The sequence below is a fragment of the Marinomonas aquimarina genome (assembly GCF_900089755.1).
Taxonomy (GTDB): domain Bacteria; phylum Pseudomonadota; class Gammaproteobacteria; order Pseudomonadales; family Marinomonadaceae; genus Marinomonas; species Marinomonas aquimarina.
Window position 1 is genome coordinate 221206 of the sequence record NZ_FLOC01000001.1, and the last position, 19542, is coordinate 240747.

At 46.9% G+C, this 19542-nt stretch carries 22 protein-coding genes; 11 read left to right on the top strand and 11 right to left on the bottom strand.

Features of this window, described 5'->3' with window-relative positions:
* Positions 1 to 314: 314 nt before the first annotated feature.
* Positions 315 to 998 (top strand): EAL domain-containing protein, encoded by a 684-nt coding sequence (locus MAQ5080_RS01145; RefSeq protein WP_231870747.1) that lies wholly within the window; start codon positions 315 to 317, stop codon positions 996 to 998.
* A 35-nt stretch (positions 999 to 1033) separates the two neighbouring features.
* Here MAQ5080_RS01145 and trbK read toward each other — a convergent pair whose 3' ends face one another.
* Both trbK and MAQ5080_RS01155 read right to left on the bottom strand, forming a co-directional pair.
* A complete protein-coding gene (trbK, locus tag MAQ5080_RS01150; RefSeq protein WP_067204301.1) occupies positions 1034 to 1228 on the bottom strand; it encodes an entry exclusion lipoprotein TrbK in 195 nt (64 codons plus the stop codon).
* A 171-nt stretch (positions 1229 to 1399) separates the two neighbouring features.
* The gene (locus MAQ5080_RS01155; protein WP_082860958.1) at positions 1400 to 2626 is read right to left on the bottom strand and encodes a methyltransferase; all 1227 of its coding nucleotides are present in this window, start codon (positions 2624 to 2626) and stop codon (positions 1400 to 1402) included.
* A gap of 110 nt (positions 2627 to 2736) precedes the next feature.
* Here MAQ5080_RS01155 and MAQ5080_RS01160 point away from each other — a divergent pair, with 110 nt between their 5' ends.
* A complete protein-coding gene (locus MAQ5080_RS01160; protein WP_067204304.1) occupies positions 2737 to 3933 on the top strand; it encodes an amino acid aminotransferase in 1197 nt (398 codons plus the stop codon).
* A gap of 56 nt (positions 3934 to 3989) precedes the next feature.
* Here MAQ5080_RS01160 and MAQ5080_RS01165 read toward each other — a convergent pair whose 3' ends face one another.
* Positions 3990 to 4598, bottom strand: a complete 609-nt coding sequence (locus tag MAQ5080_RS01165) for a UPF0149 family protein (RefSeq protein WP_067204307.1) — start codon at positions 4596 to 4598, stop codon at positions 3990 to 3992.
* A gap of 141 nt (positions 4599 to 4739) precedes the next feature.
* Entirely contained in the window at positions 4740 to 5420 is a 681-nt protein-coding gene (locus tag MAQ5080_RS01170; protein ID WP_067204310.1) for a YiaD family glycine zipper/OmpA-like lipoprotein, read from the bottom strand.
* A 218-nt stretch (positions 5421 to 5638) separates the two neighbouring features.
* On the opposite strand from MAQ5080_RS01170, the gene MAQ5080_RS01175 reads away from it, so the two are divergent.
* Positions 5639 to 5818 (top strand): DUF3012 domain-containing protein, encoded by a 180-nt coding sequence (locus MAQ5080_RS01175; protein ID WP_067204313.1) that lies wholly within the window; start codon positions 5639 to 5641, stop codon positions 5816 to 5818.
* Between the two features lie 60 nt (positions 5819 to 5878).
* Here MAQ5080_RS01175 and parE read toward each other — a convergent pair whose 3' ends face one another.
* From parE to MAQ5080_RS01205, 6 genes are all read right to left on the bottom strand, one after another.
* Positions 5879 to 7777 (bottom strand): DNA topoisomerase IV subunit B, encoded by a 1899-nt coding sequence (gene parE, locus MAQ5080_RS01180; protein ID WP_067204316.1) that lies wholly within the window; start codon positions 7775 to 7777, stop codon positions 5879 to 5881.
* A 102-nt stretch (positions 7778 to 7879) separates the two neighbouring features.
* Entirely contained in the window at positions 7880 to 8470 is a 591-nt protein-coding gene (locus MAQ5080_RS01185; protein WP_067204319.1) for a YqiA/YcfP family alpha/beta fold hydrolase, read from the bottom strand.
* A gap of 28 nt (positions 8471 to 8498) precedes the next feature.
* On the bottom strand, positions 8499 to 8951 hold the full coding sequence (locus MAQ5080_RS01190) for a DUF1249 domain-containing protein (protein ID WP_067204322.1): 453 nt from the start codon (positions 8949 to 8951) through the stop codon (positions 8499 to 8501).
* A gap of 26 nt (positions 8952 to 8977) precedes the next feature.
* The gene (yihG, locus tag MAQ5080_RS01195) at positions 8978 to 9931 is read right to left on the bottom strand and encodes a 1-acylglycerol-3-phosphate O-acyltransferase, YihG family (RefSeq protein WP_082860959.1); all 954 of its coding nucleotides are present in this window, start codon (positions 9929 to 9931) and stop codon (positions 8978 to 8980) included.
* A gap of 3 nt (positions 9932 to 9934) precedes the next feature.
* Complete coding sequence (locus MAQ5080_RS01200) at positions 9935 to 10561, bottom strand: NUDIX domain-containing protein (protein WP_067204325.1); 627 nt, start codon at positions 10559 to 10561, stop codon at positions 9935 to 9937.
* Positions 10558 to 11361, bottom strand: a complete 804-nt coding sequence (locus MAQ5080_RS01205) for an energy-coupling factor ABC transporter permease (protein ID WP_067204328.1) — start codon at positions 11359 to 11361, stop codon at positions 10558 to 10560. Before MAQ5080_RS01205 ends, MAQ5080_RS01200 begins: the two co-directional genes overlap by 4 nt.
* A 58-nt stretch (positions 11362 to 11419) precedes the next feature.
* On the opposite strand from MAQ5080_RS01205, the gene MAQ5080_RS01210 reads away from it, so the two are divergent.
* From MAQ5080_RS01210 to cysQ, 8 genes are all read left to right on the top strand, one after another.
* Positions 11420 to 11986, top strand: coding sequence for a DNA-3-methyladenine glycosylase I (locus tag MAQ5080_RS01210; protein ID WP_067204867.1), 567 nt, complete (start codon positions 11420 to 11422; stop codon positions 11984 to 11986).
* A gap of 8 nt (positions 11987 to 11994) precedes the next feature.
* Positions 11995 to 12528: an adenylyl-sulfate kinase gene (gene cysC / locus MAQ5080_RS01215; RefSeq protein WP_067204330.1), complete on the top strand. Its 534-nt coding sequence runs from the start codon at positions 11995 to 11997 to the stop codon at positions 12526 to 12528.
* Between the two features lie 83 nt (positions 12529 to 12611).
* The gene (gene pseB / locus MAQ5080_RS01220) at positions 12612 to 13604 is read left to right on the top strand and encodes a UDP-N-acetylglucosamine 4,6-dehydratase (inverting) (RefSeq protein WP_067204332.1); all 993 of its coding nucleotides are present in this window, start codon (positions 12612 to 12614) and stop codon (positions 13602 to 13604) included.
* Positions 13597 to 14772, top strand: a complete 1176-nt coding sequence (gene pseC / locus MAQ5080_RS01225; RefSeq protein ID WP_306455399.1) for a UDP-4-amino-4,6-dideoxy-N-acetyl-beta-L-altrosamine transaminase — start codon at positions 13597 to 13599, stop codon at positions 14770 to 14772. Before pseB ends, pseC begins: the two co-directional genes overlap by 8 nt.
* Entirely contained in the window at positions 14769 to 15458 is a 690-nt protein-coding gene (gene pseF, locus MAQ5080_RS01230) for a pseudaminic acid cytidylyltransferase (RefSeq protein WP_067204335.1), read from the top strand. Before pseC ends, pseF begins: the two co-directional genes overlap by 4 nt.
* Positions 15459 to 15482: 24 nt before the next feature.
* Complete coding sequence (galE, locus tag MAQ5080_RS01235) at positions 15483 to 16499, top strand: UDP-glucose 4-epimerase GalE (RefSeq protein ID WP_067204338.1); 1017 nt, start codon at positions 15483 to 15485, stop codon at positions 16497 to 16499.
* 58 nt (positions 16500 to 16557) lie between these two features.
* Positions 16558 to 17607, top strand: coding sequence for a class I SAM-dependent methyltransferase (locus MAQ5080_RS01240; protein ID WP_197464536.1), 1050 nt, complete (start codon positions 16558 to 16560; stop codon positions 17605 to 17607).
* 10 nt (positions 17608 to 17617) lie between these two features.
* On the top strand, positions 17618 to 18418 hold the full coding sequence (cysQ, locus tag MAQ5080_RS01245; protein WP_067204343.1) for a 3'(2'),5'-bisphosphate nucleotidase CysQ: 801 nt from the start codon (positions 17618 to 17620) through the stop codon (positions 18416 to 18418).
* Between the two features lie 56 nt (positions 18419 to 18474).
* Here the strand turns inward: cysQ and MAQ5080_RS01250 are convergent, their stop codons facing one another.
* Complete coding sequence (locus MAQ5080_RS01250) at positions 18475 to 19539, bottom strand: sulfotransferase domain-containing protein (RefSeq protein WP_067204346.1); 1065 nt, start codon at positions 19537 to 19539, stop codon at positions 18475 to 18477.
* Positions 19540 to 19542: the final 3 nt, after the last annotated feature.

Sequence of the window (19542 nt, forward strand, 5' to 3'; positions counted from 1 at the left end):
GTGAATTGCGTTTTGAGTCGAAGTGGCAGATGCCTGTTATCACAGGTTGCTGCGCCTTCTTTTTAGGTTAGATGTAAACCATCTACATCTCTACCTAATCAAAAAAACAAGCCATTTTCATGCCAATAAAATAAATTGATCTATATCAAACACGACTAATATGTGAAAACTGTTACAGGTGACTTGTTTTATAGTAATTTCAAGATAAGCTAAAAGCAGATACCCTAATGAGAACTGTCATGCAACCAATTGATTTTACAGAGCTTAGCTGCAAGGAATGCGCCAAGGCATGTGACCTGGGGTTTGATTTTAGTATGGCATTTCAACCGATTGTCGATATCTCGACACGTACGGTGTTTGCCAAGGAAGCGCTGGTGCGCGGCCTGAATGGCGAAGGGGCGGCTGAAGTCTTTAAACAGGTCAACGAAAGCAATCGCTATCGCTTTGACCAAAGCTGTCGAGTTAAAGCCATTCGCTTGGCAGCGGAGCTCGGCGTACAATCTTTTCTGTGCATTAACTTCCTGCCCAACGCGATCTACAAACCCGAACTCTGCATTCGCACCACCTTGGCCGCCGCTGAGACCTACGGCTTCGATCGCACGAAAATCATTTTCGAATTTACTGAAAACGAGCGCATTTTCGATCAACAGCATCTGCTCAATATCATCAAGCACTATCAACAGATCGGCTTTCAAACCGCGATTGACTATTTTGGTTCTGGGTATAACGGGCTGGCTCAACTAGCCGATCTCAAAACCAAGTTCACTAAAATCGATATGGAACTGATACGGAATATTGATCAAGATCCAGCACGCCAAACAATCCTTCGCCATACGGTGAAGATGTTGGCAGAGCTAGGTCAAAGAGTGATTGCAGAAGGCATCGAAACCAAAGCGGAATACGAAACCTTAAGAGATATGGGCATTACTCTATTTCAGGGCTATTTGTTTGCCAAACCGACCTTTGAGCGCATCCCTGAGATACATTGGCCAGACTAAAAAGCCTGTTAAAAAACAGGCTTTAAGCGTGCTAATTAGCTGTTGAGCTCATAAATACCTTCCCGTTGGCACTCACCAGACAGCTGCCACATGATTTGCTCATCGGTGATTTGGCGCAGATTTTCCGACTTACAGTTTTCCACGTTCGCTTCAAACGCATTATCGGAGTCGGAAGAGAAAATAACGAAAAGTGCGACAGCCAATGCGCCTGCCATGTAAACATATTTCATAACCAATATTCCCTTGCTTACAGCTATTATTTAACGATACATCTTTCAGGTAGTGGACGACATGGCTACCTAACGTATTGCTGCTTATAAGCATTTATAATCTACCCTTTATAGACCGAAATCAACAAATGAAAACCACTTTTATTTAAAAAGATTGTCAAGTCTCTGACACTATCCTGAATGTTGCGCCAGAATCAGTAAATTTCGCGGGGTTAATGCCTTATCACAGAAGGCTTCCACGGTGACACGATAGCCAGCCTCTTCTAAGCGCAAGGCACGATCTAAAATTAACCAAAGCTCTAACGGGCGCCGAAAATACTGACAAATGGCTTCGACCTTAGCTACCTGCTCACTGCGCTGCTGGCCAATCTCTTGATAACCGTCGAAACTGTGTTGCGCCACGTACTGAGACAAGGATTTTTGCTCAGCCGCCCAGGTTGCAAACGCAACAAAACCCTGCCCTAACAAGGCTTTGTTGCAGGATGGCACATTAAGGTAGCGATCCGCTCCCGTAACGTGCCTTTGCCAAGCATCAAACCCTAGGCGATAAACCAATTCAGTGTGCTTTAAGCGCTGCTCCCGTTGCCCCGCCGTGACGACTTCTTTCACGGCAAGCTTAAGGTTTTCCCGAGTTAGAGTGATTTGGGCGTGGCGCGCCACTTGGGATAATGGCTGATATTGCTCGTCCCGTGTTAAGTGATAGCAACAGGGGGATATGGCAAAATACTTCAGTTGCGCGGCAATGCCTTGCTCAATCAGAGTCGTGTGTAGATCACCGCAAGCATGCAATGCTATGGCACTTTGGGCCTGCCGTAAGGGCTCTAGACCTTCCCCCTGCAACACATCTGCATGAATGAAACGCTGTGGCAACTGACGTTGCTTGGCTTCCTTCTGTCCGGCTTGGCACAAGCTAGCTTGCCATTCCGCACTGCACACCGTTACTTGATGCTGATACGCAATCAGTTTACCTAGATGCCCTTTACCTGCGCACCATTCGAGCACCGGTGACAGAGGTGCAACCGCTTGTGAAAACGCCTGTATCTGTTGCCACTTACGTCCTTTGATCCCCGCCGAAAAATGGCTATCAGGTTCTACTAAGGGGCGATGAGCAATGCTCTGCCATGGCCACTCGAGGCGTTCGAAGCCCGCCACACACCTTTCTAAAGCTTGCTCTACTTGGTTGACATCCGGCGCTTGCGGCAGTGCTTGCAACCAATCACAGAGCTCGGGGAAACGCGTCAGCCATGGCCAATCTAGGGCATGAAAGCTTGGCACATCCCACAATGACTGATGCTGGGCCAACCAATGATCTAAGGTTTTAAAAAGGTCTGTGTATGAAGAACAGGACAGTTGTTTTGAGGTGTTCAATTTTTTATACAGTTTATTGAAAGTTCGCATTTGTTAACGCATGAATGAATTGTATTTTAGCGTCAAACGGGCAGAATATGGGAACCTTTTCAGTTCCATACGACAAGAACTTTCCGTAACCAGTAAGGAAAACACCCACTATGTTCAAGCACCTGAAGGCCGTTCCTGGCGATCCTTTGTTAGCCCTTATCGTTGCTCACCAGCAAGACTCTAACCCAAAGAAAATTGATTTGGGTGTGGGGGTGTATAAAGACGATTTAGGTCGTACCCCGATTCTTGAGTCTGTGAAAAAAGCCGAAGCGTTGATGGTACAAAACGAAGAAACCAAGGCCTATTTGGGTGTCTACGGTGCTGCAGATTTCGCGCCGCTGATCCAAAACCTATTGCTAGGTAAAGACAGCGACATCATCAAGCAAGGCCGTATTCAATCGACACAAACGCCTGGCGGTACCGGCGCCCTAAAAGTCGCGGCTGACTTTATCAGTGCGAATCTAGACGGTGCGCGCCTATTCGTCAGCGACCCGACATGGGGTAACCATGTGTCGATTTTCAACTCTGCGGGCGTTGAAGTGATCGAATACCCTTACTACGACGCAACGACCAATGATGTGCGTTTTGATGACATGATGGCGTTCCTAGAAGCGGAAATGAAACAAGGCGATGTGCTATTGCTACACGCTTGCTGTCATAACCCAACGGGCGTGGATCTGAAGCTTGAACATTGGCATACCCTGACCGACTTCGTAAACAAGCGCAATGTGTTGCCATTGGTGGATGCTGCGTATCAAGGTTTCGGTGACGGTCTGGACGAAGACATGGCGGGCCTACGCTACATGGCTGAGCGTACCCCAAGCATGCTGATCGCTAACTCTTTCTCAAAGAACTTCGGCATTTACCGTGACCGTTGTGGTGGCCTAAGTGTAATCGCTGAAACGGCAGAAGAAGCGAAAAACGCTTTCTCAATCATCGGTCAAGCTATTCGCGCAAACTACTCTATGCCACCTGCGCACGGAGCGACCGTTGTGCACACCATTATGAGCAACCCAGAGCTATACGCGATGTGGGAAAAAGAAGTCACTGAGATGCGTAACCGTATCAATGGTCTACGCAGCCAGCTCGTACAGAAACTTGCGGCTTCAGGTGTAAGCAAAGACTTCAGCTTTATTGAAAAGCAACGCGGCATGTTCTCTTACTCAGGGCTAACCCTTGAGCAAGTCCGCAAGTTGCGCTCGGATTACTCCATCTATATTGCCGATACTGGCCGTATGAGTGTCGCTGGGGTTAGTGATAGCAACATCGATTACCTATGCGAATCGATCGCCAAAGTCGTAGGTTAATGTAACCTTAGTTTCTAAAAAGGGCCATTAGGCCCTTTTTTATGGTCTCAAGGTGGCTAGTGCAAAATCGGCATTGAGCCATCATTATCTTGGCTGATTTGAATTTCTGGGTGGTTCGCCTGCGCCAACCGAATCACCGAGGGCTCTAGGCTCTCTCGCCAAAAAGTCACCTCCGCATCGCTCATAGCATCCAGCTTTTCCCAGCCCGCTGGGGTCCCAAATAAACGCACGCTGGCCAGTACATCGTCGAGAAAATCACGTTCACCAGACTGGTTCAGCCCCGTCAGTCGCGCGCCTCGCATAAAACCCGCACACCAGTCTTCGATGATCAAAGTGACATGACCTTTTTGATCGTCATGCTCTAAGTAAATCGGACTCAAGGTGCCATTGATTAAACCATCCACGGCCTCTAAATGAAGGAGCATTACCAAGCCATAAAACTCGTCCTCTTCCTCCTTTTCGTGCCACTTTGGTTGATCTTCTTGAGCCCCCCAGATGGCGTGTAACCAATCATTCGGTGCCAACAGATCTTTACTACAGCCCACCGACGTAACAAAACCATCAAGCTCAGAGACACTCATAATCGAGCGCTCTGTACCGTAATTTTGTAGGTAGTAATCTAAGCGTTCGTACATTGCCTCAACCGGCAAAGAGTCGTCTTGCATGGTACTTCTCTACTTTTTTGCGTCAGGCTCTAAGTGTAATCGTTTTTAATAAATTTCGCAGGTAGGTATATCTGGGGGCATAAGGAAGGCAGCAACACAGCTCAGACAGCTGCGTTGCCATCGCTTAGAAAAGCGAACCTGTTAGTTACCTTTTGGGTAAATATTGATTTCAACACGGCGGTTACAAGTACGACCTTGGCTGGTTGAGTTATCACAGATAGGTGAGCTCTCACCCATGCCCATGGTTGATAGACGGTTACCTGCGACACGTTGGCCTGATAAGTAAGTACGTACTGAGTCGGCACGTTTTAGTGACAAAGTTTGGTTGTAAGCTTCACTGCCTGTGCTATCAGTGTGGCCCGTGATCATCAGAACTGTGTCTGGGTATTCCACTAGGATACGCGCGACACCGTTTAGAGTGTTGTAGATCGAAGACTCTAGCATGTAGGAGTCAGAGGCAAAGCCAATGCCGTTTTGCATCACTAGAACTAACTGATCTTCACCGACACGACGTACTTGTACGCCTGAGTTGAGCAGTTCCTCACGTAATGCAGCCTCTTGGCGGTCAAAGTAATTACCCACGCCAGCCCCCACAGCACCACCTGCAACAGCGCCTGCTAGGGCACGGTTACGGCGCTCTTTAGCATTATCACCTGTTGCCAAGCCTACCAGCGCACCCGACACGGCACCAACGATCGCACCAGTCGTCGTAGAGTTAGTTTCCATTTCACCGGTCGTGGCATTTTGACGCTGCATTGATTGACAGCCACCAAGAAGTGCCGCAATCGATACAATAGCGATGGTGCTTTTAAGTTTAAACATGATGATTCCTACCTTGTTTTTATGAACATCCACTGGGGCAATAAGCAAATATAAAGCTAGTATAGGTTGACTGAAATTGAACTAAAGCGCCACAGCATACCTTTACCGCATCTTTTTATATTCTAGGAAAACCTTTACAAAGTTTCCTGCCCCATTCCTTTACACTTTACATTCCCTTAAGCTTACCTAAAAAATATCGTTAGATTTAGGAAATTAACATGAATAGCACATTGAAAAAGATCTCCCTAGGCCTATCTGCCGTTATTACCATGCTTGTGCTGCAAGGTTGTTCGCCAGAGGTAGGTAGCCCAGAATGGTGCGTTGAGATGAAAGAAAAACCAAAAGGCGACTGGACCGCGAATGAAGCGACCGAATATGCCAAGAACTGTATTCTGTAAAAGCGACTATGACAGCATAAAAAAAGCGCCTCATGGCGCTTTTTTTAGCGGTATTTGAACTTAGTCCACTACCGCTAAGTTACCGTAGGTTTCCAACCAGCTCTTACGGTCATTGGCACGCTTCTTCGACAGCAATTTATCCAATACCTCACCGGTCGACAACGGGTCTTCCATGGTCAGCTGAATCAAACGACGCGTATCCGGTGCCATGGTGGTTTCACGCAATTGCGCTGGGTTCATTTCACCCAAGCCCTTGAAGCGTTGTACGTTCGGCGTGCCGCGTTTGTTCTCTGCCTGCAGCTTATGCAAGATGATGTCTTTCTCTTCATCATCCAAGGCGTAATGCACTTCTTTGCCCATATCAATTCGGTACAAAGGTGGCATGGCGACAAACACATGACCATTCTTCACCAAGGCAGGGAAGTGGCGCACAAACAACGCACACAGCAAGGTGGCGATGTGCAGACCATCCGAGTCCGCATCGGCTAGGATACAGACTTTGCCGTAACGTAGACCAGAGAGGTCATCTTCTGCTGGGTCGACCCCTAGCGCCACCGAAATATCATGGATTTCCTGCGAACCTAGCACCTGAGTCGAGTCCACTTCCCAAGAGTTAAGAATCTTACCGCGCAGCGGCATGATGGCTTGGAAATCTTTATCACGGGCCTGCTTAGCTGAGCCGCCGGCCGAGTCCCCCTCGACTAAGAACAGCTCACTGGTGCGGCCATCTTGTCCAGCACAGTCGGCCAATTTACCAGGTAAAGCTGGCCCCTGAGTGACCTTCTTACGCACTACTTTTTTACTAGCGCGCAAACGCTTCTGCGCACTGGTGATGATCAACTCGGCGATTTTTTTACCGTCTTCCACATGCTTGTTGAGCCACAAGCTGAAGGCATCTTTTACCGTCGCAGCGATAAAGGCAACGATCTGACGCGACGATAAACGCTCTTTGGTTTGCCCCGAAAATTGTGGTTCTTGCAGTTTGGCTGACAACACATAACTGCAGCGATCCCAAACATCTTCAGCGGTCAGCTTGACACCACGCGGTAATAAATTATGGAAGTCACAGAACTCACGGATACCTTCCAACAGGCCGGTACGCAAACCGTTCACATGGGTTCCCCCCTGTGCGGTTGGAATCAAGTTAACATAGCTTTCGGTCACTAACTCACCACCTTCCGGCAGCCATTGTACGGCCCAATCGACGCCTTGAGTGATTTCGGTTTGCCCACCAATAAACGGCTCTTCAGGCATTAGCTCAAAGCCTTCGTTGGCTTTTAGAAGGTAATCTTTTAGACCATCTTCAAAGAACCACTCTTCACGCTCCTCAGTCGTGCCACTTTGATCAATAAAGACCATGTGCAAGCCGGAACACAGTACCGCTTTGGCTTTTAATAAATGCTTGAGGCGTGACAAGGAATATTTAGCACTGTCGAAGTATTTAGGGTCCGCTTTGAACTTCACCGTAGTGCCGGTGTTTTTCTTACCCACGGTGCCGATTTCGCTTAATTCAGATACCTTATGGCCATCGGCAAAGCCGATGTGATATTGCACACCGCCACGCTTCACAAACACTTCCAATGAGGTAGACAGTGCGTTTACCACACTCACCCCTACCCCGTGCAGACCACCTGAGAACTGGTAGTTATCTCCAGAAAATTTACCACCGGCATGCAGCTTGGTAAGGATCAACTCAACACCTGACACCCCTTCTTCTGGGTGAATGTCCACCGGCATACCACGGCCGTTGTCTTCGACACTTAACGAATTGTCTTTATGAAGCGTCACAATGATACGATCGGCATGGCCAGCGAGGGCTTCGTCGACCGAGTTATCAATCACCTCTTGGGCCAAGTGGTTGGGACGGGTGGTTTCCGTGTACATCCCTGGGCGTTTCTGTACAGGCTCTAGCCCGCTGAGAACTTCAATGGATCCAGCATTATATTCTTTTGCAGACATGGGTTCTTCCAAGATTCGGGGCGCTGATACGCCAGATAAAGCAATATGAACAAGAGTCTATAACGCAGGATAAAGCTAGGCAAATCCCTTAAAAACAATGCGTTAAAAATCGTCCTGAAATCCTACAAAGTGCAGGATCTGATCAATAAAACGGTCAAAGCCAACAAAGCTGTGATCACCACCTGGCTCACAGATTAACCGAGCAACCGTTGGGAAGCGTTCAAGGGCAGCGCGATAATTTAACACCTCGTCCTCTTGTTGCAGCATTAGCCAAAGATTGTTGGCGTCACAAGCAGGCAGATCTAAGCTTTCTAACTCCAGCATATGCTCTTCGGCAAGCTCATATTGTTCTTGTGTATAAGGATTGATTTGAGTACCAAGATAGTCTCGTAACAAACTCGGCGCTTCGACGGCGGGGTTCACCAGTACCGCCTTAAGATCGTATTTGGCACTTAAATAGGCTGAGTAAAAGCCACCTAAGGAACTGCCCACCAGTGCTACTGACTCGTTAAGCGATAACAGCTGTTCGATTTTTTGTTCCAATAGAGCAATGGCTTTAAGCGGCTGCCAAGGCAGACGCGGGCAGCTAAACTGCTCAGGCTGTCCTAATGCTTCAAGGCGTCTTTTGACTAGCTGAGACTTATAAGAGAATTCTGAGCTATTGAAGCCGTGAACGTAGATAATATGAGGCATGGGCAACTATCGGCGATCCGTCGGTGAATTAAGCAAACTGGAAGTCTGGTAGATCATACATACGATGACCATGCTTCAGGCAAAGCTCCAGTAAATCCGCTAACTGCTGATTGAGGCGAAATTTCTCATCGCGATGATGCATATCGTCGTTCGGATACGGGTATGCCCCTTGGTAATGACGATGACCATCGGTGATTTCAGCGATGCCAACGTCATGGTATAGGCGCACCGTCATGGTCAACTCACTGCTAAAGGGCAGCTTGATGGCAATCTCAGGCGCAAAGGTCAATTTTACTTGCGCGGTAAAACGACTTTCTTCCATCAGCTCCAGTGATAAGCGGCTCTGTTGACCCGCTGTATGGATGGTAAAGTGCCAAGCATCATCGTCTTCGTGGCCACGCACGAGCTTACCTAGTCGGCGATAATTTAATTCGCCGAGCATTTGTAGCTCTACTAAATTTGGCACATATGGGTGTGGCATGATGATACTCTCGATGTTTCATTTAACTAATTTTGTATCCCGTTTCCCTTCTTAATTGGTCCATTTCGCTTAATTTCAAGCATAACACATTGGCGTAGGTCCGTTTCCAGATGGACATCTTTGTCCTGCCAATAGCCATTTAACCAAGTATAAAAGGCTTGTTTATCGGTGTCATGATCGATCCGCTGAAACGCTCTCGGAATCTCAACATAACGCGCTGTCACAAACACGTGCGCGACTCTACCACAGAGCAAATCCCAAAAAGAGGGAGCGCCGTTTTGATAGACAATATTTAGGTCGGTGATGCATTCAAACCGATCCGGCATGGCCTGTAATACTGCCCACAATCCCCCCGCCTTGGGACGGAGTAAATGCTGGTACGGCGACTTCTGTTGTCGATGCTTGCGTGCAGTAAAGCGGGTTCCCTCAGCAAAGCTCATCATACTACTGGGCGTTTGCATTAAGGCAACACAGGCTGCCTGAGTGGCTTGTCGGTCGCGCTCAGCCAGCTCCGGTTGCTTAGCCAGTTTAGCCTTGCTATAGCGTTTTACCTGTGGAAAACCCATCAGCTTAGTCGCGCTTCCCACTAACGGCAACCAACGCAGAGTATCTTTCATGAAAATGCGTGGCATGGGCATGCTCCCCTGCAGCTGAAAAAGCACGACAAAGGTGTCCACCCAAGAACGATGATTGGCAACCACTAAATGCCATTGATCTGGCCTTGACCTTAAGCCGTTGTCCAGTTGCCAATGCATCTCCAACAGTTGTTGGAACCAGAATCGACAAAGGCTCACCCAAACATGATAGCAGCGATCATTAAACGATCGCTGCCAACTGGCTGGGCATTTGCCTAGCCAGCCAAGAAAAGCAACCAAATGAATCGCCATGCCGCACAGCAAAATGTTGATACAGAGGAATAAGAACGTTAACAGCCCTATCACAGGGCGCATAAAAGACCAAGGAAACAGTTTTAACAACACAATTTAGTTACCGTCTAACCACTCAGCTTTTAGCTTGTCTTTATTCAACATAAACCATTGCAGGCCCATAATCGTACTGGCATTAACGATGTCTTGCTCCAACAATGGCAAGACCTCAGCGCTGTCAAATAGGTGCAGTTTGATGTCTTCGTGCTCTTCATCCAGTCCCAATGTGGCATTAAGATCTACCTTGCTGACATCAATCTCCCCAGCGTACATGCGCAGATGTTCCACTAATCCACCGGGTGACGGCACAAAGCGCATCATGTATTTCAAGCGCTGTACCTCTACGCCCGCTTCTTCAAAAGATTCGCGACGGGCGACTTCGTCATCAGATTCCCCTACTTCAACCATGCCAGCCACCAGTTCAAGCAGCCATGGTGATTCTCGCTCCGGTAAACAGGGACGAAATTGCTCAATCAATAGAATCTTATCTTGCTTAGGATCGAATAGGAGCACACAGATGGCATCCGGACGCACCATCATCTCGCGTGTCATATAATCAGACCATTCACCATTAAATTTTCGGTGGCGCAGTACCCGTTTATGCATTTTAAAGAAGCCATCATAGACCACTTCATCGGTTTGGATTTCCACATCAGTTTGTTGATAGGTCGGCTTAAACTTCACGAATCTTTATCCTTGTCATACCAGTCTTTTGGGGGGCGGTAACGGCTATCGTCGTCTTCGCCTTCTTCTGGCGCTTCGGTTTGCTCTAAATCGAGCGACGGCTCTATGTGCTCATCGAGAATCATCTCGCGCTCGGTTTGCTTGAAATAGCGAGCTTCGTTAAACGCCACCACCACATGAGGGTGCAATATAGTGGTGGCGGAGATAAACATACCATTCACCACGGCCTCGGGAAAAACAAAAATCGGCAGATAGCCAAGGTAATCCGCCAATGTCAGTTTTAGCTCAAGCACTCCAAACAGCTTTAGAGCAGTAACAGCCACTAAGGTGGCAACGGAGGTACTTAGCACACAGCCAAAGAACCCCGTGCCAAGAATAAACACAAACGGATTGGAAGGCTTAAAACGCTCAATGCGCACATGCAGCCACCAAGTCACGAGGGCAGGAATGACCGCGTTAAACAGCAGGTTGCAACCAAATACCGACCACTGCTGCCCATTCAAGAGCGTATCCACTAGCAGTGCCAGCAAGCCCGCAAGCAGTGCCAAAGGCCAACCAAAGAACAAGGTCAACGTGGTCATCCCCATAAAATGAATGATCACCCCGACGTTTAAATTGACACTCATTTGCCATAAAACCGCCAAGCCGACGGCACAGCCAAGGAAACGATGCTGTAAGGCCGTATTTTCAATCAAGGCTCGCCAAGGCGCCTGCCTGAGCGCAACTAGACAAGTGAGCACTGCCACTATCCAGCCAAACCATTCAAACCCTGCGCTAAATAGTCCATTGGCGAAGTTCATTTGCACTCCCTCCCATTTGGTAATAGAGTCACATCTAATGAAAAAGGTGAGTAAAATCATGGCTGAACAGCGTTGCGACTGGTGTTTGGGTTCCCCTGAGTACATGGCTTACCACGACATGGAATGGGGCAAAGCGGTCACCGATGATCAAACTCTATTTGAGTTTATTGTACTGGAAAGCGCACAAGCCGGATTAAGCTGGATCACAATATTGCGAAAACGTGAGGGCTATCGCCGAGCTTTTCACAATTTTGATCCGACTAAAGTTGCTGCCATGACAGCCGATGACATAGAGAGGCTGTCACAGGACGCCAGCATTGTTCGCCACCGCGGCAAAATCGCCGCGACCATTAGCAATGCCCAATGTTTCTTACGCATTGTAGAAGAGTTTGGTTCGTTCTCGAATTACTACTGGGCATTCAATGATGGCAAAGTGATGACTAATCACCCCAACAGCATGGCCGACGTCCCCGCTGTGACGCCTTTAGCTGAGACCATTGCCAAAGACATGAAAAAACGCGGCTTTAAGTTTTTCGGCCCGACCATTTGTTATGCCTTTATGCAGGCAACGGGTATGGTGGATGATCATTTAGTTGGTTGTGTGGCGAAATTAGATTCCAAATAGGAAAGCGAATGGAACAAAACATAGGCTCAATTTTATGGTTTACCGGTCTAAGTGGCTCTGGAAAAACAACTTTGGCAACCGCTTTAGCGGCTAAATTAAAAGCCAATGGTCAAAGAGCTTACTTGCTTGACGGTGATGTTCTGCGAACCGGACTTTGTAGTGATCTCAAATTCAGCGATAAAGACCGTAGGGAAAATATTCGCCGAGCGGGTGAAGTAGCCAAGCTTTTGATGAACGAAGGCTACATTGTCCTTTGTACGTTTATTTCGCCGTTTAACTCTGATCGCCAAATTGTTCGCGAAGCTTGCCCTGCCGGAAGGTTCCATGAAATTTACGTCAGTACTCCGTTAAGCATCTGTGAAGAACGTGACCCCAAGGGGCTTTATGCCAAAGCCAGAGGTGGTTTAATTCCGCTCTTTACAGGGATTGATTCCCCCTACGAAAAGCCAGTAGAACCTGAGCTAGAAATAAACACCAACGATTATACGATTGATGAAGCCGTGAATTATCTTTTGGACTACGTTCTGAGAGTGAAGCTTTAACACCTATTTTCAAGTGAGTGTGTTTAAATATTTTAACGTCATAACGTCCAGATCATGACGAAGTAAAGAAGAGATAAACAATTATGTTTGATAACAAAAGTATTCTCATTACCGGCGGCACTGGCTCGTTTGGCAAAAAGTATGTCAAAACGCTGCTGGATCGTTATCAGCCTAATCGTCTGATTATTTACTCTCGCGATGAATTAAAACAATACGAGATGCAACAGGAGTTCGATGCCCCTTGTATGCGCTATTTTATCGGTGATGTACGCGATAAAGACCGCCTAACACAAGCCATGCGTGATGTGGATTATGTGATTCATGCGGCGGCGCTTAAGCAAGTGCCGGCAGCAGAATACAACCCAATGGAATGTATTAAAACCAATATCCATGGGGCTGAGAATGTCATCTCGGCGGCTATTGCTAACGATGTTAAGAAAGTCATCGCTCTGTCCACCGATAAAGCCGCCGCCCCTATTAACCTGTACGGTGCCACTAAGCTGGCCTCAGATAAACTGTTCGTTGCGGCCAATAACACGGTAGGTAAAGGGCCAACTCGTTTCTCAGTCGTGCGCTATGGCAACGTGGTCGGATCTCGCGGCTCGGTAGTACCACTGTTTCAGAAGAAAGCAGCTGAAGGAGCAAAAACCATCCCCATTACTCACCCAGATATGACACGCTTCTGGATCACCTTACAAATGGGGGTAGACTTCGTACTCAAGAACTTTGAGCGCATGCACGGTGGCGAAATCTTTGTTCCGAAAATTCCATCAGTATGCATTACCGACCTCGCAGAAGCCTACGCACCAGGCATTCCAACCGAAGATATTGGTATTCGACCTGGAGAAAAGTTGCATGAGGTGATGTGCCCTGCGGACGACTCTTATCATACCTTTGAATATCACGACCATTTTGTGATTGCGCCCAGTATCAAGTTTTTTGGTCGTGAGCTGCACTTTGATAAAAACTGCTTAGGCGAAACCGCGACGCTTGTCGCGCCTGGCTTTGAGTATCAATCCGGTAGCAACCCTGATTTCTTAACCGTCGAACAAATCTTAGAGTTTGAACGTGGCTAACTTTATTCCTTATGGCCGCCAATCCATCTCTGTCGCCGACGTGGAAGCCGTCTGCGATGCGCTCACCTCTGACTTTCTAACACAAGGCCCTGTGGTTGGGGAGTTTGAGCAAGCCGTCGCTGATCTGAGTGGCTGCAAGTTCGGTATCGCTGCCAACAGTGCGACGTCAGCATTGCATGTCGCTTGCCTTGCATTAGGCGTTTCAGAAGGTGACCGGGTTTGGACAACACCGAATACCTTTATTGCCAGCGCAAATTGTGCGCGTTACTGTTATGCAGACGTCGACTTTGTTGATATCGATCCACAAACCTATAATTTGTGCCCGATTAAGTTAGCCGAGAAACTGGCTCAAGCAGCACAGGAAGATAAGCTCCCTAAAGTCGTTATTCCAGTTCACTTTGGTGGCCATCCGTGCGATATGCGCGCGATTTATGAGCTATCACAGCAGTATGGTTTTGCCATAATTGAAGACGCCTCGCACGCCATTGGCGCCAAATTCAAAGGAACCCCCGTTGGCAGCCGCTATTCGGATATTTGCATTTTCAGCTTCCACCCCGTCAAGGTGATGACTTCCGCCGAAGGCGGTATGGCTGTGACTAATAAAGAGCCACTTGCAGAACGCATGCGTCTGCTGGTTAATCAGGGGGTCTCTAAGAATAAGCGCGAATTTGAAAACCGCTCCCCTGGCGACTGGTACTACGAACAGCAAACTCTTGGTTTTAACTATCGCATGACCGAGCTGCAAGCGGCGCTTGGACTCTCACAACTTAAACGTCTGACGAGTTTTATTGAACGCCGCCGAGAGCTAGTACAAGGCTATTATCAATTGTTACGTGGTTTACCTGTTCAATTACCAGGTGAAGCAGATTATGCCTACTCAAGCTGGCACCTATTCCCAATCCTATTAAACGAAGCCTTAACGGAACAAAGAGCAACTATTTTCAAATATTTGCGCGATCACAATATTGGTACTCAGGTGCACTATATTCCCGTGCATACTCAGCCCTATTATCAACAGCTAGGCTTTCACTGTGGACAATTCCCAATTGCTGAAGATTACTATGCTCGAACCCTGAGCTTACCTTTGTTTCCCGACCTAAGTGATCAGGAACAAGAGCATGTTGTAAACGTCTTAAAAGAGGCCATTGATCAGGCATTTATCTTATGAGCAAAATCACTATCGCCGTGATTCCAGCGCGAGGGGGCTCGCAACGCATTCCTCGTAAGAACATCAAACTGCTAAACGGCAAACCCTTAATCGCCTACTCTATTGAAACGGCATTCGCATCAGAGCTGTTTGATAAAGTGATTGTCTCCACCGACGATACAGAGATTGCAGCGGTCGCGCGCGAATGGGGAGCAGAAACGCCCTTTACTCGTCCGGATGAGCTGGCGGATCATTTCACTGGGACAACGCCCGTAATGCAACATGCGCTGCGTACGCTAATCGAGCAAGGCTTGGAGATCGATAAAGCTTGTTTGATCTACGCAACCTGCCCTTTACTGAAGACGGAAGATATCCATAAAGGCTATCAGGCACTGGCGAAAACACCGTTAAGCTTTTCCGCGACAACCTTTGATTTTCCTATTCAAAGAGCCCTATGTGTGCGTGATGGCAAACTGCAGCCCATGTACCCTGAGCATATCCGTAAGCGATCACAGGATTTGGAAGAAGCGATCCACGATGCAGGACAGTTTTACTGGGGCACTGTTGAGCAATGGCTGAACAAACCTTCCATGTTCTCAGCCATGGCAACCCCTATCATGTTGCCAAGACATCGAGTTCAGGATTTAGATACCCAAGAAGATTGGCTGCGTTTACAGCAACTATTAGCTATATCCGATCATGCTTAACTTACAAGGAGTCGATTGATTGCAATGGCTACCATACTCGTGACTGGCGGTGCAGGCTTTATCGGCAGCCATACTTGTTTAGTGCTACTTGAAGCAGATTTTGAAGTCGTCGTTATAGACAATTTCTGTAATTCTGACAGAGAGTCTATAAAACGTGTAGAAGCATTGTCGGGAAAATCGATCACCCTTTACCAAGCAGATTTGTCTAATACTGAAGCAATCCGCGACGTTTTCATCAAACATACGATTGATGCCGTGATTCATTTCGCTGGATTAAAATCAGTTGCTGAGTCATGTCACGACCCTATTCTGTACTATGCCAATAACCTTCAAAGTACTTTGGCTCTACTACAAGAAATGACGCGAGCTAAGGTATTCAATTTAATTTTCAGTTCATCGGCAACCATCTACGACAGCTTGCATCCAGCCCCTTACCAAGAAAAGCATCCCGTTATTGGCAAGACCCCCTACGGCCAGACCAAACTCATGATCGAGCAAATCCTCTCAGATCTGCCACAATCTGACCTAAATTGGAATATTTCGATTTTGCGATACTTTAACCCTGCAGGAGCACACCCAAGTGGCATGATAGGAGAAAGTCCCAAAACGACACCAAGCAACCTTCTTCCCTTCATCTCCCATGTGGCAGCAGGAAAACAAGCCTCTTTGAGAGTATTTGGTAACGACTATCCCACTCCTGATGGCACAGGTATTCGTGACTACATTCATGTCATGGACCTCGCTCAAGGACACCTTTTTGCATTGAGCGAAGTACTGCAACAACAAGGGGATTTTTTTGAGGTCTATAACCTCGGCTCAGGCAAAGGCTACAGCGTACTTGAGATCATAAAGGCCTTTGAAGAGGCTAATCTCATCAGCATCCCATACACAGTCGTTGAGAGACGCACTGGCGATGTCGCTATTTCATATGCCGATACGTCTAAAATAGAACGACGTCTAGGGTGGCAGACTCACTATACATTACCAGAAATTTGCCAAGATGCTTGGAACTGGCAGAAGCAAAACCCATCAGGGTTTTAGTGCCTTAGCCAAGTATGAAATCACCAAGTTAAACCTACCATTACAAGAAGCTATCACGATGAATACAGTAAACCTGAACATTGATGAGTTTAAAAAAGAATTTCACCCCACCGATGAAATTATCATTTATGGGAACGGCGAATTAGGACAAGTGGTTAGCTGCTTTTTTGAGTTTATGAATCAGAAAAAGTGCGTTATCAAAGTGGTAGACAATCAACATGGTAATGGGCTTAAAAACACCATCCTAGATTTGCCTGTTGAAGCGCCTGCAACCCTTTCTTGCAGACAAAATCAGAAAATCATTATTGCATCACTAGAGCACAAAGACGCCATTTTCCAATATTTGACACAAGACTTGGATATCGACCCCACGTCCATTTTTGGTCTTACTATTCCTAGCAGTATTGCAACCAGTGGTGAACACAATGACTTCTGGAATGAGGGAATTGCTAGCGAAGTGTACTTTTGGATAAAAAGCTTGGCAACGCGACACCATATCAAGCGGGCGTGCAGCGAACGCGCCAACCCAGAGAAGCGCTTCTACCAAAATGCACTAAATGTTCTAGGCTCCCCTAGAGGGTCAAAGATTGAAGTATTAGATGTTGGCTCGGGCCCAGTTACCATGCTGGGCTACAAAGCACCGGAATACCATATTAAGTTAACGTGTATTGACCCCCTCGCTGACGAATACAAAAACCTATATCGCCAATTTGAGTTTTTTCCTCCGGTTGAGCCCATTGCTTGCAGCGGGGAAGACTTGCTGAAAAAGTTCTCTCAACAAAGCTTTGATTTGGTCTTTAGCTGTAATGCTCTCGATCATGCCTCCTACCCACTAAAGATCATACAGAACATGTGTGAGTTGCTAAAAGAGCAAGGTGCTCTATACATCATTGTTCATGAAAATGAAGGTGAGCATGCTGGCTATACTGGCTTACACCAATGGAACTTCCAACATGTCGATGGGGAAATTATTCTCTGGAACAAGGAGGCCCGTTACTCATTAAATGAGGAACTTAAGCCATTTGGCGAGCTGCATTTTATTGATAGCACGCAGCAAGCACGCGAACTACATTTCTATTTAAATAAGTCTATGACTAGTGAAAAGTAAGGACTTCCTGATGAACTCTCACGAACTTTCAAACCTGATGACTAGCGTTATCGAGATCGCACAGCAGGCTGGCCAAAAAATTATGGAAATCTATGAGCGTGATTTTCAAGTTGATATCAAGGACGATGCATCGCCTCTTACTGAAGCCGATAAAGCGGCAAATAAGATCATAATAGAAAAGCTACAGGCACTGACTCCCACTCTTCCGATCCTTTCAGAGGAAGCGGTAGAGCGCTTCGCCGGTGCCAATGATGACGGCGTCTATTGGCTAGTAGACCCTCTCGATGGGACCAAAGAGTTTATCAAAAGAAATGGTGAATTCACGGTCAATATTGCCTTAATTGAACAAGGCACCCCGATACTAGGAGTGGTCTATGCTCCAGTACTAGAAACAACTTACACCGGATTTGAGAACGGTGGTGCACAAAAGATTGACCAAGCAGGTCATCATGATATTAACGTAAATAACTCAGCAGATATTTCTACAGCACTTAGAGTGGTTGGCAGTCGTTCCCATACCAGCGATGAAATGCAGGCTTGGCTAGATAAGCTAGCAGACTATGAAATGGTCTCAATGGGCAGTTCTCTTAAACTATGCCTAGTCGCTGAAGGCAAAGCAGATTTATACCCTCGAATAGGTTTGACTAGCCTCTGGGATACCGCTGCAGCTCATGCTGTTGTTCTGGCGGCTGGAGGAACCGTTACTGACTTAAAGGGGAAACCTCTGTCATATGCCACACCTGAAAATGTCTTGAACCCATATTTCCTGGTTGGCAATATGGAGCTGATTAGCGCCCTTCGCGCGAACTAATTCATGTACTGAGTACGAGCAAGCGCCTAAAATAGGCGCTTGCTTAAACAACAGCCTTACTCTAACGGCCAGTCAAACTGCTCTTTCAAATAGGAGGGAATACGAGCCGCGCTAAATTTTCGCTGTTCTGAAGTAAAAGAATTCATCCACTCATTTTCCTGACCTGCACGGAAATGCCATTCTTCCTTTGGCGCCTGTACTTCAACCTTATGGTCCAGACCATAAAACGCCATAATTTCATCGAAAAAGGCTTGTGGCTCATTTTTCATTTTGGTGAAATTAGTGAATAGCACATCAAAATCATTATCTTGCTCATCAATTTTGATCCAGCCCTCGATATATTCCACTAATGAATCCAACCAATAGCTCAACACGACATCCAGCTGTTTCTCAAACGGCAGCTCGGCATAACCATCAACTGGAGGGTGTGCCCATGCTTCTAAATTTCCAGCTTTTAATTTCTTATTGATCCAATGGGTAAAACTCAAAGTGGCTGCTCTAGGATCACGTGTATGCAGAACCATTTTATGAATACCATTATCTTTGAGAACACCCACGTTATAACTAGAAGGCGAGGCATGACCGATTAATACGCCTCCTTCAATAATAGCTCTCTTAATTTGGAATTCATGTAAATTTGAGTTGCCCCAAGGGCCGGCAGAAATATCTCTGGACTCCGAGCAGTAAGGAGACATTAGCAAATTATTAGCAATGTATTTATTACCTGATTTTGGAATCGTATTTAGATAGATAAAGGGCGATTTTTTCTGCTCACGCCAAGCTTCTGGCAGCATGGGAACCAAATAGTTCTCTAAGCGACTGTCGATCGCAAGCAAGCGTTTCTTAATCTCATGGTAATATGAAATACTCGCCACAAAGATATATTGACCTTCCTGCCAGTGTTTGAAGATCTCTTCGCTCTCAGGAACAACCTGAATACCATTTATCTCAGATTCTTCTCGGTCTACTATGCGCTCAGGAAGCTCTAGAGCGTTTTCTTGAATCGCCTTCAAGATAAGAGCTAAAGACTTACCTCCGCCAAATATCCAGTAGCCCTTCTGAGTATTTTTCATAAATGGGTAAACATTCATGAAAAGTCGATCGGGTTCGATTCGTACCATTTT

Coding starts and splice junctions, on each gene's coding strand:
- MAQ5080_RS01185 (WP_067204319.1), bottom strand. CDS start 8,470: ATGCCTCATATTATCTACGTTCACGGCTTCAATAGCTCAGAATTCTCT.
- MAQ5080_RS01190 (WP_067204322.1), bottom strand. CDS start 8,951: ATGCCACACCCATATGTGCCAAATTTAGTAGAGCTACAAATGCTCGGC.
- trbK (WP_067204301.1), bottom strand. CDS start 1,228: ATGAAATATGTTTACATGGCAGGCGCATTGGCTGTCGCACTTTTCGTT.
- parE (WP_067204316.1), bottom strand. CDS start 7,777: ATGTCTGCAAAAGAATATAATGCTGGATCCATTGAAGTTCTCAGCGGG.
- galE (WP_067204338.1), top strand. CDS start 15,483: ATGGCTACCATACTCGTGACTGGCGGTGCAGGCTTTATCGGCAGCCAT.
- MAQ5080_RS01240 (WP_197464536.1), top strand. CDS start 16,558: ATGAATACAGTAAACCTGAACATTGATGAGTTTAAAAAAGAATTTCAC.
- MAQ5080_RS01170 (WP_067204310.1), bottom strand. CDS start 5,420: ATGTTTAAACTTAAAAGCACCATCGCTATTGTATCGATTGCGGCACTT.
- MAQ5080_RS01145 (WP_231870747.1), top strand. CDS start 315: ATGGCATTTCAACCGATTGTCGATATCTCGACACGTACGGTGTTTGCC.
- pseF (WP_067204335.1), top strand. CDS start 14,769: ATGAGCAAAATCACTATCGCCGTGATTCCAGCGCGAGGGGGCTCGCAA.
- pseB (WP_067204332.1), top strand. CDS start 12,612: ATGTTTGATAACAAAAGTATTCTCATTACCGGCGGCACTGGCTCGTTT.
- MAQ5080_RS01155 (WP_082860958.1), bottom strand. CDS start 2,626: ATGCGAACTTTCAATAAACTGTATAAAAAATTGAACACCTCAAAACAA.
- MAQ5080_RS01165 (WP_067204307.1), bottom strand. CDS start 4,598: ATGCAAGACGACTCTTTGCCGGTTGAGGCAATGTACGAACGCTTAGAT.
- MAQ5080_RS01250 (WP_067204346.1), bottom strand. CDS start 19,539: ATGGTACGAATCGAACCCGATCGACTTTTCATGAATGTTTACCCATTT.
- MAQ5080_RS01205 (WP_067204328.1), bottom strand. CDS start 11,361: ATGAACTTCGCCAATGGACTATTTAGCGCAGGGTTTGAATGGTTTGGC.
- cysQ (WP_067204343.1), top strand. CDS start 17,618: ATGAACTCTCACGAACTTTCAAACCTGATGACTAGCGTTATCGAGATC.
- MAQ5080_RS01210 (WP_067204867.1), top strand. CDS start 11,420: ATGGCTGAACAGCGTTGCGACTGGTGTTTGGGTTCCCCTGAGTACATG.
- MAQ5080_RS01175 (WP_067204313.1), top strand. CDS start 5,639: ATGAATAGCACATTGAAAAAGATCTCCCTAGGCCTATCTGCCGTTATT.
- MAQ5080_RS01160 (WP_067204304.1), top strand. CDS start 2,737: ATGTTCAAGCACCTGAAGGCCGTTCCTGGCGATCCTTTGTTAGCCCTT.
- cysC (WP_067204330.1), top strand. CDS start 11,995: ATGGAACAAAACATAGGCTCAATTTTATGGTTTACCGGTCTAAGTGGC.